Origin of the sequence: Lentzea albidocapillata subsp. violacea (genome assembly GCF_900100275.1) — a bacterium.
GTDB lineage: Bacteria > Actinomycetota > Actinomycetes > Mycobacteriales > Pseudonocardiaceae > Lentzea > Lentzea violacea.
Genome location: NZ_FNET01000004.1, coordinates 395,678 through 410,122, shown reverse-complemented (window position 1 = coordinate 410,122; position 14,445 = coordinate 395,678). Strand labels below are relative to the sequence as shown.

At 69.9% G+C, this 14,445-nt stretch carries 13 protein-coding genes; 11 read left to right on the top strand and 2 right to left on the bottom strand.

Features of this window, described 5'->3' with window-relative positions; all coding sequences use genetic code 11:
• The first annotated feature begins 3 nt into the window (after positions 1–3).
• From mihF to BLR21_RS12315, 9 genes are all read left to right on the top strand, one after another.
• A complete protein-coding gene (gene mihF, locus BLR21_RS12355) occupies positions 4–321 on the top strand; it encodes an integration host factor, actinobacterial type (RefSeq protein ID WP_030481817.1) in 318 nt (105 codons plus the stop codon).
• Entirely contained in the window at positions 318–914 is a 597-nt protein-coding gene (gmk, locus tag BLR21_RS12350) for a guanylate kinase (RefSeq protein ID WP_420843876.1), read from the top strand. Before mihF ends, gmk begins: the two co-directional genes overlap by 4 nt.
• Before the next feature lie 3 nt (positions 915–917).
• Complete coding sequence (gene rpoZ, locus BLR21_RS12345) at positions 918–1,202, top strand: DNA-directed RNA polymerase subunit omega (protein WP_051771754.1); 285 nt, start codon at positions 918–920, stop codon at positions 1,200–1,202.
• Between the two features lie 610 nt (positions 1,203–1,812).
• A complete protein-coding gene (gene coaBC, locus BLR21_RS12340) occupies positions 1,813–3,066 on the top strand; it encodes a bifunctional phosphopantothenoylcysteine decarboxylase/phosphopantothenate--cysteine ligase CoaBC (protein WP_084401951.1) in 1,254 nt (417 codons plus the stop codon).
• 38 nt (positions 3,067–3,104) lie between these two features.
• Complete coding sequence (metK, locus tag BLR21_RS12335) at positions 3,105–4,307, top strand: methionine adenosyltransferase (RefSeq protein ID WP_176929603.1); 1,203 nt, start codon at positions 3,105–3,107, stop codon at positions 4,305–4,307.
• A gap of 293 nt (positions 4,308–4,600) precedes the next feature.
• Positions 4,601–5,593, top strand: coding sequence for a hypothetical protein (locus BLR21_RS12330; RefSeq protein ID WP_256334646.1), 993 nt, complete (start codon positions 4,601–4,603; stop codon positions 5,591–5,593).
• Between the two features lie 140 nt (positions 5,594–5,733).
• The gene (locus BLR21_RS12325) at positions 5,734–7,680 is read left to right on the top strand and encodes a phosphocholine-specific phospholipase C (RefSeq protein WP_090005952.1); all 1,947 of its coding nucleotides are present in this window, start codon (positions 5,734–5,736) and stop codon (positions 7,678–7,680) included.
• A gap of 9 nt (positions 7,681–7,689) precedes the next feature.
• A complete protein-coding gene (locus tag BLR21_RS12320) occupies positions 7,690–8,895 on the top strand; it encodes a hypothetical protein (protein WP_090005951.1) in 1,206 nt (401 codons plus the stop codon).
• Positions 8,896–8,925: 30 nt separating this feature from the next.
• The gene (locus tag BLR21_RS12315) at positions 8,926–10,986 is read left to right on the top strand and encodes a primosomal protein N' (RefSeq protein WP_090005950.1); all 2,061 of its coding nucleotides are present in this window, start codon (positions 8,926–8,928) and stop codon (positions 10,984–10,986) included.
• A 129-nt stretch (positions 10,987–11,115) separates the two neighbouring features.
• Here BLR21_RS12315 and BLR21_RS12310 read toward each other — a convergent pair whose 3' ends face one another.
• The gene (locus BLR21_RS12310; protein WP_090005949.1) at positions 11,116–11,583 is read right to left on the bottom strand and encodes a hypothetical protein; all 468 of its coding nucleotides are present in this window, start codon (positions 11,581–11,583) and stop codon (positions 11,116–11,118) included.
• Positions 11,584–11,648: 65 nt separating this feature from the next.
• Between BLR21_RS12310 and ggt the strand changes: the two genes are divergently transcribed.
• A complete protein-coding gene (gene ggt / locus BLR21_RS12305; protein ID WP_090005948.1) occupies positions 11,649–13,418 on the top strand; it encodes a gamma-glutamyltransferase in 1,770 nt (589 codons plus the stop codon).
• A gap of 188 nt (positions 13,419–13,606) precedes the next feature.
• Here ggt and BLR21_RS12300 read toward each other — a convergent pair whose 3' ends face one another.
• Positions 13,607–14,125: a DinB family protein gene (locus tag BLR21_RS12300; protein WP_090005947.1), complete on the bottom strand. Its 519-nt coding sequence runs from the start codon at positions 14,123–14,125 to the stop codon at positions 13,607–13,609.
• Between the two features lie 142 nt (positions 14,126–14,267).
• Between BLR21_RS12300 and BLR21_RS42425 the strand changes: the two genes are divergently transcribed.
• On the top strand, positions 14,268–14,417 hold the full coding sequence (locus BLR21_RS42425; RefSeq protein WP_176929602.1) for a hypothetical protein: 150 nt from the start codon (positions 14,268–14,270) through the stop codon (positions 14,415–14,417).
• Positions 14,418–14,445: the final 28 nt, after the last annotated feature.

The following is a 14,445-nucleotide window of genomic DNA, read 5'->3' as shown; positions in this document are numbered from 1 at the left end:
ATCGTGGCTCTTCCCCAGCTTACCGAGGAGCAGCGGGCCGCAGCGCTGGAGAAGGCTGCTGCCGCTCGTCGCGTCCGGGCTGAGCTCAAGGAGCGCCTCAAGCGTGGCGGCACGACCCTGACGGACGTGCTGAAGTCCGCCGAGAGCGATGAGATCCTTGGCAAGATGAAGGTGTCCGCGCTGCTTGAGGCCCTGCCGGGTGTCGGCAAGGTGCGTGCTCAGCAGATCATGGAGCGCCTCGAGATCGCTCCCAGCCGTCGCCTGCGCGGTCTTGGTGACCGTCAGCGCAAGGCCCTGCTCTCCGAGTTCAGCGGAGAGTGATTGGCACCGAGGCGGGAACGGGTGTTGCCCGTTCCCGCCTCACCGTCTTGTCCGGGCCGTCCGGCGTTGGCAAGTCCAGCGTGCTGGCGGAGCTGCGCAGGCAGCAACCCGATGTCTACTTTTCCGTCTCGGTGACCACCAGGAAGCCGAGGCCGGGCGAGGTCGACGGAGTGCACTACCACTTCGTGGACCACGAGAAGTTCCAGCAGATGGCCGAGGCGGGCGAGTTCCTCGAACACGCCGAGTTCGCCGGAAACCACTACGGAACCCCTCGCAGGCCCGTCGAAGAAGCTTTGGCCGCGGGCCGTCCCGCGCTCCTGGAGATCGAACTGCAGGGCGCACGGCAGGTCCGCGTGGCCATGCCGGACGCCCGGCTGGTCATGCTGGCGCCCCCGTCCTGGGAGCAGCTGGTAGACCGGTTGACCGGCAGAGGCACCGAACACCCGGACGTCGTCGAACGCCGGTTGGCCATCGCCCGCGAGGAGCTGGCGGCCGAAAAGGAGTTCGACGAGGTCGTCGTGAACGCCGACGTGCAGTCGGCCGTGTCCGACTTGCTATCCTTGATGGTCGGACCACGAAATTCAGGAGATTGACGAGTGATCACCCACACCGAGCTCGGTCACCTGACCGGTTCTCCGGAGGGCATCACCAACCCGCCGATCGACGACCTGCTTGAGCAGGTGAGCTCGAAGTACGCGTTGGTGATCTACGCCGCGAAGCGTGCCCGCCAGATCAACGACTACTACGCACAGCTCGGCGAGGGCCTGCTCGAGTACGTCGGCCCGCTCGTCGAGCCGGGCCCGCGTGAGAAGCCCCTCTCGATCGCGCTCAGGGAGATCCACGCTGGTCTCCTCGAGCACACTGAGGGAAGCGAAGCGTAGAAGGCTGCTCTGGGAGAGGTCTGTCTGCGGAAAGCGCAGACCTGGACCGCCTTCTAGTGTCTTGTGGGGGCCGAGCCCCCACACCCCAGCCGGAGGGCTTCGCCCCCGGACCCCCAAGGCCAGAGGCTTCGCCCCTAGGCCCCAAGGCCGGAGGCTTCGCCGCCGACCCCCAGGGCCAGAGGCTTCGCCCCTTGGTCCCAAGGTTGGAGGCTTCGCCCCCTGCCCCAAGGACCAGAGGCTTCGCCCCCGGACTCCGGGACCAGAGGCTTCGCCCGCGGACTCCGGGACCAGAGGCTTCGCCTGCGGACCTGGGGACCAGAGGCTTCGCCCCTGGACCCCAGGTTGGAGGCATCGGCCCCTACCCAAAGTCCAGAGGCTTCGGCCCTTGGCACTGAGGTCGGGGTCTTGGCTTCTAGGTTCCGAAGCCTGGGCTTGCCCCTTGTCCCTTGCTTTGGGGCTGGAGGCAAGCCCTGGTGTCAAAGTCTGGGGCTTGCCCCTAGGCTTCAGAGTCGGGGACTTTGTCCCCGGACCCAGCGGGTCTTCTCTTTGGACTCGGCGGGAGTGCATGTCGCGGGGGTGACCTCGCGGTCGTTCCTTCACAGGAGAGCTGTTGACTTCCGCTGCATCTGACGTTGATGCCCCCGTCAAGCCCCGGATCGTTCTCGGGGTTGGTGGGGGCATCGCCGCGTACAAGGCCTGTGAGGTGTTGCGGCGGCTGACCGAGTCCGGTCACTCCGTGCGGGTCGTCCCCACCGAGGGCGCGCTGAAGTTCGTGGGCGCGGCGACGTTCGAGGCGCTGTCCGGCCAGGTCGTGTCCGCCGACCCGTTCGACGACGTGCACGAGGTGCCGCACGTCAAGCTCGGGCAGAACGCCGACCTCGTCGTGGTCGCCCCGGCGACGGCGAACCTGATCGCGAAGGCCGCGCACGGCCTCGCGGACGACCTCCTGACGAACACCCTGCTGACCGCGCGCTGCCCGGTCCTGCTGGTGCCGGCGATGCACACCGAGATGTGGGAGCACCCGGCCACCCAGCACAACGTGCAACTGCTGCGCGGCCGTGGCGTCATCGTCGCCGAACCGGCTGCCGGCCGGCTGACGGGCAAGGACACCGGCAAGGGCCGCCTGCCCGACCCCGCCGAGATCGTCGAACTCGCCCGGCTGCTGCTGGTGCGGCCCGACGCCCTGCGGCGGACACTCGAAGGTGTGCACGTCGCGATCTCCGCCGGTGGCACGCGGGAGCCACTCGATCCGGTGCGGTTCATCGGCAACCGCTCGTCCGGCAAGCAGGGCTATGCACTCGCGCGGGTGGCGGCGCAACGCGGTGCCCGAGTGACTTTGGTCGCGGGCAACACTGCGGACCTGGCCACGCCCGCGGGTGTCGACCTCGTCCGCGTGGGCTCCGCGGTGGAGCTGCGCGACGCCATGCACAAGGTGTCGGCGGACGCGGACGTGGTCGTGATGGCCGCCGCGGTGGCCGACTTCCGGCCGTCGTCGCTCACCGGGCACAAGATCAAGAAGACCGACGGTGACCCCGACCCGATCACGCTGACGAAGAACCCCGACATCCTCGTGGAGCTCGTTTCCGCACGTAGGACGGGCCAGCTGATCGTCGGTTTCGCCGCGGAGACCGGCGACGAGACGACGTCGGTGCTCGACTACGGACGGGCGAAGCTGCGGCGCAAGGGGTGCGACCTCCTGGTGCTGAACGCGGTCGGCGACGGCAAGGCGTTCGAGCAGGACGACAACGCCGGCTGGCTGCTGTCCCCGGATGGCGCCGAGACTCCTATACCCCACGGACCCAAGACGCAAGTGGCGTCCGCGGTGTGGGACGCGGTTAGCGCTCGCTTGACTGACTCTAAGTAGAATTTTCTTCAGTCCAACCCTGCACCTAAGGAGTGTCCGTGAGCCAGCACAGCAGCAGGCTGTTCACCAGTGAGTCGGTGACCGAGGGACACCCGGACAAGATCTGCGACGCGATCAGCGACTCGATCCTGGACGCGTTGCTGGCCAAGGACCCGCGTTCGCGCGTCGCGGTGGAGACGATGGTCACCACCGGCCAGGTCCACGTCGCGGGTGAGGTCACCACCGAGGCGTACGCGGACATCCCCACGATCGTCCGAGAGAAGATCCTGGAGATCGGCTACGACTCGTCCGCGAAGGGCTTCGACGGCCACTCGTGCGGCGTGAACGTCGCCATCGGCGCGCAGTCTCCGGACATCGCGCAGGGCGTCGACACCGCCTTCGAGAACCGCGTCGAAGGCGCCGACGACGAGATCGACAAGCAGGGCGCGGGCGACCAGGGCCTGATGTTCGGCTACGCGTGCACCGACACGCCCGAACTCATGCCGCTGCCGATCGCGCTGGCCCACCGCCTGTCCCGCCGCCTCAGCGCGGTCCGCAAGGACGGCACCGTCCCGTACCTGCGCCCGGACGGCAAGACCCAGGTCACCATCGAGTACGCGGGCGACCAGCCCGTGCGCCTCGACACCGTCGTCATCTCCACCCAGCACGCCGACGGCATCGACCTGGAGAAGCTCCTCGGCGTTGACCTGCGCGAGCACGTCGTGGCCCCCGAGATCGCCGAGCTCACCCTCGACACCGCGGACGTCCGCCTGCTCACCAACCCGACCGGCCGCTTCGTCATCGGCGGCCCGATGGGCGACGCGGGCCTCACCGGCCGCAAGATCATCGTCGACACCTACGGCGGCATGGCTCGCCACGGCGGCGGCGCCTTCTCCGGCAAGGACCCGTCGAAGGTCGACCGCTCCGCCGCCTACGCCATGCGCTGGGTAGCGAAGAACACCGTCGCCGCCGGCCTCGCCACCCGCGTCGAGGTCCAGGTCGCCTACGCCATCGGCAAGGCCGCCCCGGTAGGCCTGTTCGTCGAGACCTTCGGCACCGAGACCGTGGACCCGCAGAAGATCCAGCAGGCCATCACCGAGGTCTTCGACCTCAGGCCCGCCGCGATCATCCGCGACCTCGACCTGCTCCGTCCGATCTACGCCCCGACCGCCGCGTACGGCCACTTCGGCCGCACCGACGTCGACCTGCCCTGGGAGTCGACGGACCGCGCCGAGGCCCTGCGCAACGCCGCCGGCGCCTGATCACCCGCAAGCCCCCGAACGGCCCGCTTCCCTCCGGGGAGGCGGGCCGTTCCGCGTCCGGCGATCTTGTCGGGCCTGCTGAGTACAGTGAAGTTCCAACTTACTGATCGAGCCTTCACGGTCGACGCGGGTCTGTGCGGAGAGTGGGGCATCTCCTCGTGGAACCCGGCCCCTGTGCCGGCAGCATTGGCGGCCGACGAAGGCGCCGCGCCCCGACGTCGTGATGGTGCGCGCCGGGATGCTCGTCAGCGCGGAACGAAATCAACGCACGGACGATCCTGGAAGGCCAGCCATTGTGCAGCCAGCACCAGGCCGCGTTCCGGCTCGCCTATGCGCTGCCAGCAGTCCAACGCGTCGCGGTCGGCGCCGGCAACCCAACCCATCTGCGTGACCTCATCAGCGCTACCACGCTGGACGTGGATCGCAAGCGCCTGTCAACTTATCGAATTATGAAATTCGACGGCTACAAGCTGCGTAACGAACCCCTGGATGACGTGTTCGCCGAGGTCGAAAGGGCGCTGGGGGTGCAACTGGTGCGGTCCCGCCCCACCTACGGCACCCAGGGCGCAACGGTCGGCCTTCCCACGACAGCGGACACCTGGGTGCGTGTGGCGTGGAGAACTCCGGAAGGTGTGCACCTCCAGGCATGGTTTGGAGGGGAAGCCGCTTCATCGATCGTCGGCGTGAGAAAGCCCGAGTTGTACCGCTCGTACCGCTGGATCGACCAGCGACGATCGGTGGTGTGGCGGGCAGACGAGGCCGAAATCGTCTCGTCCACAGCCGTGCAGTCAACCGGGGTCATTGACCACGAGCCGGACATTTTGCCGACGTGGTGGAATGACTTGAAGGCGTCGCTGGCGGCTCTGGCCGAGTTCCAGACTCGACGGGTGGGAATCTCGCAGAAGCACGTGACGCGCCGCATCAACCAGGTGTTCGGCGACGAGGGTGTGAAAACCGAGGTGGACGAGTGGGCAACGGCCCACGCCGAGCTTCATTGGGGCAACGTCACCGGGCCGGAGTTCTGCCTGCTGGACTGGGAGGCCTGGGGGCTCGGACCGCGTGGTTTGGACGCCGCAACGCTGTGGGGAGCCAGTCTCCGGGTGCCAGCGGTGGCTGATCGGGTACAGGAGGTCTTCGCGGATGACCTCAACAGCCGCTCGGGGTTGCTCGCCCAGCTTCTGGTCTGCTCGAACGTCGTCCGGATCAACTCGGGGACGCCGACACCCAGTCCGCTTCTGGAGCCTGCTCGGCACGAAGCGAAACGTCTTCTGGCCGCGCTTCGGTAAGGGGACGAGCATGGCGACACCGCACGTGGCCGCTATCGCCGCTGCTGATGTGATCTGTGAACAAGGGCCCTGGACATCCAAGGCCTTTGTTCATACGAGGGTTGGTTCCGCGCCATGTACCGAGACTACAAACTCGGTTCATGTCGCTCTCTCGTCGTGGGTTCATGGCTGCCGTCGCTGCTGCTGGTGCGGGCACGCTGCTGCCACCGTCGGTGTACGCCGCATTGGCTCGTGAGCCCCGTGCGGGAGGACTGCGCGCGATCAAGCACGTTGTGCTGTTGATGCAGGAGAACCGTTCGTTCGACCACTACTTCGGGATGCTCCGTGGCGTGCGAGGGTTCTCCGACCGCAACGCGCTGAGGGGTGTGTTCAACCAGTCGGGCGTGCTGCCGTTCCCGGTGCGTGAGGCGGCGTCCGGGCGTGACGTCCAGTACATCGGTGACCTGGACCACAGCTGGAACGGCGGGCACTCGGCGTTGCGTGGCGGGTGGAACGACAACTGGGTGCCCGCGAAGTCCGGGGCGACGATGGCGTTCTACACGCGCCAGGACATCCCGTTCCACTACGAGCTCGCGGACACCTTCACGCTGTGCGACGCCTATCACTGCTCGGTGCCGTCCTCGACCTCGCCGAACCGCAACTACTGGGTGTCCGGGTATACGGGCTTTGAGCCCTCCGGTGGCCGTGCGACTGGCAACGCGGCCTACAGCGAGGACACGCACACGGGATATACGTGGAAGACGTACCCGGAACGCCTGGAGGCCGCCGGGAAGTCGTGGCGGGTGTACCAGGAGTGGGACAACTTCCAGGACAACAACCTGGAGTTCTACGCGCGGTTCAAGGAGATCGCGCGCAAGGTGCTGCCCGCCGGGTTCAAGTCGCTGGACAAGCTGTACGGGACCGGTGACCCCGCGCTGATCGGTTCGCTGGACCTCTCGAAGCTCTCCGCGGCGGAGAAGTCGCTGTACGACAGGGGACTGCGCCGCGTGCAGCCCGGCGGACTGGGGGAGACGTTCCGCGCGGACGTCGCCGCTGGCCGGTTGCCCGCCGTGTCGTACCTGGTTCCGTCCTCTGTGGACTCGGAGCATCCCGGCGCGTCCTCGCCCGCCGCCTCCGCCTCGATCACCTACCAGGTGCTGGACGCGCTGGCGTCCAACCAGGAGGTGTGGGAGTCCACGGTCCTGTTCATCACCTACGACGAGAACGACGGCTTCTACGACCACGTGCCGCCGCCGCGCCCGCCGTTGTCCGTCACCGACGAATACGTGGGTGACCGGCCGTTGGGACTGGGTGCGCGCGTGCCGATGACCGTCGTCTCGCCGTGGTCCGTGGGCGGTTACGTGAACTCGCAGGTGTTCGACCACACGTCGATGACACAGTTCCTGGAGAAGTGGACCGGGGTGCGGTCGGAGGAGATCTCCGCGTGGCGCCGGACCGTCGCCGGTGACCTGACCTCGGCGTTCGACTTCGACCGCCGCCGGACGTGGCCCGAGGTCGGCGAGCCCGCCCCGGTGCCGCCCGCGACGCCGCGGTGGCGTCCGGCTCCCCCTTCCGAGCAGAAGATGCCGGAGCAGGAGGCCGGACGGCGGCGTGCGCGCGCTCTGCCGTACCAGCCTGACGCGTCGTTGCGTGGGTCCTCGCTGGAGATGTCTAACTCCGGGGCGGCGTCCGTGCACTTCGCGCTGTACCCGTATTCCGGGCAGTTCGCGTTGCCGCAGCACTTCGACGTCGCGTCGTCGGCTTCGCTGGAAGTCGCCGGTGAGCACGACCTCGTGTTGCTGGGGCCCAACGGTTTCCGCCGTGAGTTCGCAGGGTCATCCTCTGACCGTGCGCGCGTCTCGTCGTCGGTGCGCGGATACAGCCGTGTGCTGACGCTGACGTTGGAGAACAGCGGGTCGTCGCGGTTGACGTTCGTGCTGGGGCGGCGTCGTTACGTCGTGAGGCCGGGGCATCTGCACGTCATCCCGCGGCTGACCGCCATGAACTCCGGCTGGTACGACGTGACGGTGACGGTGGAGGAAGAGCCGAAGTTCCGCCGTCGTTTGTGCGGTCACATCGAGAACGGTCAGGAGTCGATCTCCGGCTAACGTGGCCCCGTGGAGATCACGGGGGATGAGATCCGGAAGCGGATGATCGAGCACGAGGCGCTGGATCCCGGGGGTCTGAAGATCGTCGGCGCGACGATCACGGGTCAGCTCGACCTGTCCGACGTCGTCGCCAAGAAGCCCTTGGTGCTGCGGGACTGTTCGACGGAGCAGCCGGTGCTGCTCAGCCGGGCGCAGTTCTCGCTGCTGGACCTGCGTGGGCTGGTCGCGCCGGCCGTCGAGGCCCGCGGCCTGACCGTCGATCACCACCTCCGGCTCAGCGGTGCCCGGCTGGGCGCCGGGGTGTCGGTCGACGCGCCGCACCTGCGCGTCGGCGGCAGCGCCTACCTGGACGACGGGTTCCACGCGGCGGGTTCCGTGACACTGAGCGGGTCGCGCGTCGGCGGCGTGCTGATGTTCGGTGGCGGGTGCTTCGAGTCGGGGCTGACCCTGGTGGACCTGCAGATCGGCGACGGCATCTTCCTGAACGCGGGGTGTGAGGTCTCGGGCGGTGGCAGGCACGCGGCCGTGCGTATGCGCGGGACTCGCGTGGACGGGCAGATCATCTTCCGGGAGGGGCGCTTCAGCTCGTCCGGCGTCGCGCTCGACCTGCGGCACGTGCGCGTCGGCAAGGACCTGCTGATGCCGTTCGGCGGCATCGCCGGCCAGGTGCAGCTCGAAGGGCTCACCTACGAGGGGCTGCCGCGCGACGCCACAGTGGACGAATGGCTGTCGTTGTTGTCGGAGCGCACTCTTCGTTACTCGGCCCAGCCCTGGACCCAGCTCGCCTCGGCGCACCAGGCCGCCGGCCACGAACGTGACGTGCGGCGGATCCGCGTTGCCCAGCAACGTGATCTGCGTCGTCGCGGTCAGCTCTCGCGATGGGGACGCCGCTGGCACCTGATCCGCGGTGTGACCGTCGGACACGGGTACCGGCCGGGCCTCGCGCTCGTGTGGCTCGCCGGGGTACTCGCCGTGTCGATCGGTGTGGTGCTGATCTCCGGCGCGGTGCGGTGCTCGACGGTCGAGCAGGTCGGCTACGCCCTGAACGTGGCGACGCCGCTGGTCAAGGTGGACGCCGCCCGCTGCACGGTCGACACGGGCGCGGGCGCGGGCCAGGTGGTGCTGGCCTCGACGTGGCTGCTGCAGATCCTCGCCTGGGCGTTCGCCACCCTGTTCGTGGCGGGCTTCACCGGATTGGTGAGGCGCAACGCGTGACTGTCGGGGGTGTCTGATACACCAGGAGGTATGAGCGCGCAGACCGGAGCGAGAAAAGGGGAACGGGTCCCCGCGGAGTCGCTGCCGGTCGCCCGGATCGTGGTGGACGTGCCGCTGGCCCACCTGGACCGGCCGTTCGACTACTCGGTTCCGTCCGAACTGGACGTTGCCGCGGCGCCCGGCTGCCGGGTCAGGGTGAGGTTCGCGGGCCAGCTGGTCGACGGCTACTTGCTGGAGCGCGCAGAGACCTCGGAGTACGGCAAGAAGCTCGCCTTCATCGAGAAGGTCGTGTCACCCGAACCGGTGCTCGCGCCCGAGATCGCCACACTGGCGCGCGCGATCGCGGACAGGTACGCGGGCGGCATGATCGACGTGCTGCGGCTGGCCGTCCCGCCCCGCCACGCCCGCGCGGAGGCCGCGGCGCCGGGGGAGCCGCCGCCGCTGCCGCGGCTTCCCGCCTGGGTCCACGCGTCCGACGGTGAGCCCGCAACGGTGGAACCAGCCCTCGCACGGTCACAGCTGCCGCCCGTTCCCGCCGACGCCTGGTCGCGCTATCCCCGCGGCCCCAAGTACCTGGAGGCCCTGCACGAGGGCCGTCCCGCCCACGCCGTCTGGCAGGCGTTGCCCGCCGAGGACTGGCCAGCCCGGCTCGCGGAGGCGGCCGCCTCCGTCGCGTCGTCCGGGCGCGGGGTGATCATCGTGGTGCCCGACCACCGCGATCTGGCCCGTGTCGCCGAGGCGTGCGGCGCGTTGATCGAGGGCGTGGTGACGCTGTCGGCCGATCTCGGGCCGTCGGAGCGCTACAAGCGTTGGCTGTCCGTGCGCCGTGGCGTCGCGCGGGTGGTGGTCGGCACGCGTGCGACGGCGTTCGCGCCGGTGCGGGACCCTGGGCTGCTCGTGGTCTGGGACGACGGCGACGACCTGCACGTCGAGCAGAGGTCGCCGTATCCGAACGTGCGTGACGTGCTGGTGCAGCGCGCGCACATGACGGGTGCCGCGTTGCTCATCGGCGGGTTCGCCCGCACGGCCGAGGCGCAGTTGCTGGTCGAGACGGGCTGGGCGCACGAGATCGTGGCGTCGCGCGAGACGCTGAGGTCCGTCGCGCCGCGGGTGATCTCGGTGGGCGACAACGAGTGGCAGGACGTCAAGGACCCGGCCGCCCGTACGGCCCGGCTGCCGTCCATCGCGTTCGACGCGGCCCGGTTCGCCCTCGCCGACTCGCCGGTGCTGATCCAGGTGCCGCGCCGGGGCTACGTGCCGTCGCTCGCCTGCGGCCAGTGCCGCGGCCCCGCGCGGTGCCGCCGGTGCGCCGGTCCGCTGGCGTTGCCCGGCGGCACCGAGCACGGGCTGCCGAAGCCCGCGTACTGCCGGTGGTGCGCGGCGACGGAGGCCGGGTTCCGCTGTCCCACGTGCGGGTCACGCAAGCTGCGCGGCCAGGTCATCGGCGCCAGGCGCACGGCGGAGGAGCTCGGGCGGGCGTTCCCCGGCCACCTGGTGCGGACGAGCGGTGCCGACGAGGTGCTGACCAAGGTGCCGGGCAAACCGTCACTGGTCGTCGCGACACCGGGCGCCGAACCCGTGGCCGAGGGCGGCTACGGCGCGGTGCTGCTGCTCGACGGATGGGCGTTGCTCGGCAGGGCCGACCTGCGGGCCTCCGAGGAGGCGCTGCGGCGGTGGATGACGGCGGCGGGCCTGGTGCGGCCGGGCACCGGCAGGGTGGTCGTGATCGCCGACTCGTCCCTGACCCCGGTGCAGGCCCTGGTCCGCTGGGACCCGGTGTGGCACGCCGCCACCGAACTGGCCGCGCGGACCGAGCTCGGTTTCCCGCCGGCCGTCCGGATGGCGACCGTCGACGGCACCCCGGACGCGGTGAACGCCATGCTCGACGAACTCCGCCTGCCGCCCACCGGCGAGATCCTCGGCCCGGTGCCGCTGGGCGACGACGAGACCAAGGAACGCGCGCTGGTCCGGGTCTCCCGGGCGGAAGGCCGCCAGCTGGCCGCCGTGCTGGCGGAGGCGCAGGCCGTGCGGACGGCCCGCAAGGAACAGGACCTGGTTCGGATCAAGCTCGACCCGCTGGAGGTCCTGTAGCGCTGAATTCGATGGAGACCTGGTGTGCGCTGGGCGACAAGCTCACACGTGCGGCGGGCGTCCTCACGGGGCCGCGGCGCAATAGCCGTTCGCCGTCCTCGGCGACCACCCACCGGGGCTGACGCGCGTTCAGCCCTCGTAGTGGGAGCGCAGGCCCGCCAGGTGCTCGCGGATGTCCTCGTCGGTGAGCTTCTCGTACTCGAGGTACTCGCTCAGGTACGTCATGAGGTCGCCGCGCTCGGGGTGGTCCTCGCCCGCGATCACGTGCGCCGTCGTGCCCGCGATGCCCGCCGGGAACAGCAGGAAGCCGTCGAGGCCCGCCATGGTGTCGAAGGAGGCGTTCTTGGCCTCCCACAGGGCCCAGACGTCTTCCTCGCGGCCGCACTCGGCGAGCAGCAGGGCGGCGAGCCCGAGCGCCTCGCTGACGCCCCAGCCCTCCTGGTGGGCGGCGGTCTCCTGGGCGAGCAGGTGCCGCAGCAGATCGGCGTCGCCGTCGCGGCGTTCGCGCAGCAGGAGGTGCAGTGCTTCCTCGCGGTCTGCCTCGTCGAGCGGGGTGTTCGTGAAACTGGTTCGCAACTGGGCAAGATCGATCGACACGCCCGCACCTTAGGCCTTCCTCAAGGAGTGTTGCCATCCGGTCGTAACGGAGTAGAAGTTTCCGCATGTTGCGAACGGTTGCCGCACTGACGCTCTCCGTCGTACTGGTCGCCCCTGCTCCGGCAGGCGCGGCGGAATCATCGCCACGCGTGCCCGAGCAGGTGGGCTGGGGAGGCGCTGTCTCGAGCGTCGACCCCGACGCGTCCCAGATCGGCATCGACGTACTCCGCCGCGGTGGCAACGCCGTCGACGCCGCCGTCGCCACCGCCGCCGCGCTCGGCGTGACCGACCCGTTCAGCGCGGGCATCGGTGGCGGCGGGTTCTTCGTCCACTACGACGCCCGCACCCGCCGTGTGTCCACTTTGGACGGCAGGGAGACCGCGCCGCGGTCCGCCACCGACCAGCTCTTCGTGGAGGACGGCAAGCCCCTGCCGTTCGCCGAGGCGATGACCAGCGGCAAGTCCGTCGGCGTCCCCGGCACGCCCAAGACGTGGCAGCAGGCGCTGCGCAAGTGGGGCACGCTGAACCTGCGCGAGGCCATGGCGCCCGCGGAAGCGCTGGCCCGGCGTGGTTTCGTGGTCGACCAGACGTTCAACTCGCAGATCGCGAACAACGCCGCCCGCTTCGCCGACTTCACCTCGACCCGCGACCTCTACCTGCCCGGCGGCCGGCCACCCGCGGTCGGCAGCACGTTCCGCAACCCGCAGCTCGCCGACACCTACCGCGAACTCGCCCGCACCGAACTCGCGTCGCTGTACGGCGGTGCGGTCGGCCGCGACCTGGTGCAGGCCGTGCGGAAGCCGCCGGTCGTGCCCGGCTCGACCCGCAACGTCCGCGCCGGCGACATGCGGCTCTCCGACCTGGCCCGCTACCGGGTCGAGCGCCGCGACCCGACGCACACGCGCTACCGGGGCCTCGATGTCTACGGCATGGCCGCACCGTCGTCCGGCGGCACCACCGTCGGCGAGGCGCTCAACATCCTCGAGTCGACCGACCTCTCGAAGGTCTCCGACGTCGAGTACCTGCACCGCTTCATCGAGTCGACCAAGCTCTCCTTCGCCGACCGCCTGCGCTGGGTCGGCGACCCGGCCTTCTCCCGCGTGCCGACCGAGGGCCTGCTCTCGCAGAGGTTCGCGGACAGCCGCGCGTGCCTGATCAAGCCCGACGCCGTGCTGCCCGCCCCGCAACCCGCCGCCGACCCGCGCGACCCCAAGGCCTGCGAAGCCACCGCCGGCACCTCGGCCCTGCGCGAGGACGCAGAACGCACCACGCACCTCACGACGGCCGACCGCTGGGGCAACGTCGTCGCCTACACCCTGACGATCGAGGCGGAGGGCGGCAGCGGCATCGTCGTGCCGAACCGCGGCTTCCTGCTCAACAACGAACTCACCGACTTCGAGTTCGTCGCCCCGACCCCGGGCGTTCCGCACCCGAACCTCCCCGGCCCCGGCAAGCGCCCGCGCTCGTCCATGGCCCCGACGATCGTTCTCGACCACGGCAAGGTCCTGCTCGCCGTCGGCTCGCCGGGCGGCGCCACCATCATCACCACGGTCACCCAGATCCTGACCGCCCGCCTGGACCGCAAGATGTCCCTCGTCGACGCGGTGGCCGCCCCGCGCGCCTCCCAGCGCAACGCGGCCACCACCCCGGCCGAGGCGGCGTTCATCGCGGCCTCGACCACGGCGGGCCTGCAGGCCATCGGGCACAGGTTCAGCCAGAACGCCGAGATCGGCGCCGCCACGGCCGTCGAACGAGCCGGGGACGGCCGTTGGCGTGCCGTCGCCGAGCCCACCCGGCGCGGCGGAGGCGCCGCCCGCGTGGTGAAGGTGGGCTGAGCGCGTTCCGGCCCGGCTGGAGTGCGGCAGCCCCGCACTCCAGCCGGCCGGTCACACCACCACCATCTCGTCCCGGAACAGGTCCTGGCCAGGATCCGCCGTGCGGCGGACACCCGTGTACGTCCGCGGGTCGCTGAACTGGTCGCCGGCTCGGCGTCATGACCGGCATACACGGCCGGGAAAGGCCGCTAGTCGTTGGTGCGTCCGTCGACGCGTTCGCGGATGAGGTCGGCGTGACCGTTGTGCTGCGCGTACTCCTCGATCAGGTGGATGTAGAGCCAGCGCACCGAGATCTCGCCCACGCGCTCGTGCACGAAGGTGTCGTCGAGGTCCCGAGCCGCCACGGCCGTGCGGGACTCGGCCATGGCGGCGAGCAGGCCGGCGTACTCCGCCTCGGCACGGGTGGGGTCCAGGTGCTCGAAGCCGCCGCCCAAGTTGCCCGGCACGCTGTAGAGGGCCCGGACGTCCTCGCCCGCCAGGCGGCGGCGGAACCAGACGCGCTCCACGTCCGTCAGGTGGCGGATCAGGCCCAGCAGGCTCAGGTTCGACGGCGGGGTGGACGCCGTGGCGAGCTGCTCGCCGGAGAGGCCCGCGCAGTTGGCGAGGAAGGTGGCGCGGTGGCGGTCCAGCCACGCTTCGAGCATCGGGCGTTCCGCGCCGAGCAGCGGTTCGTCGGCCGGGGTGACTTCGGGTGCCGTCCAGGTCATGTGCCCATTGCATCAGCCTGGTGGCTTCGGGGTCTCCACCTTGTGGCCGAGGACGGCACGTGATCTTCCTACCCTGGGCTGATGCGGGCTCGATACCGCGAGCCGATGTGGGTTGACCTGCGTCAACGGCACAGTTGACGGCATGACGACGACTACGGTTTCCAGCGCCCCGGCAGCCCACCTCGACATCCACGCGCTGCTGCGCCCCGTGCTGACGGCTCTGCGGTTCACCGGCCACTTCGTCGTGGCGCTGGTGGGCGTGATCTTCCTCGGCAGCGCGTCCGAGCACTGACCGCGCTCCTCGTAGACTGGCCTCCAGT

Coding starts and splice junctions, on each gene's coding strand:
- BLR21_RS12315 (WP_090005950.1), top strand. CDS start 8,926: ATGAGCGCGCAGACCGGAGCGAGAAAAGGGGAACGGGTCCCCGCGGAG.
- ggt (WP_090005948.1), top strand. CDS start 11,649: ATGTTGCGAACGGTTGCCGCACTGACGCTCTCCGTCGTACTGGTCGCC.
- BLR21_RS12300 (WP_090005947.1), bottom strand. CDS start 14,125: ATGACCTGGACGGCACCCGAAGTCACCCCGGCCGACGAACCGCTGCTC.
- BLR21_RS12325 (WP_090005952.1), top strand. CDS start 5,734: ATGTCGCTCTCTCGTCGTGGGTTCATGGCTGCCGTCGCTGCTGCTGGT.
- BLR21_RS42425 (WP_176929602.1), top strand. CDS start 14,268: ATGACGACGACTACGGTTTCCAGCGCCCCGGCAGCCCACCTCGACATC.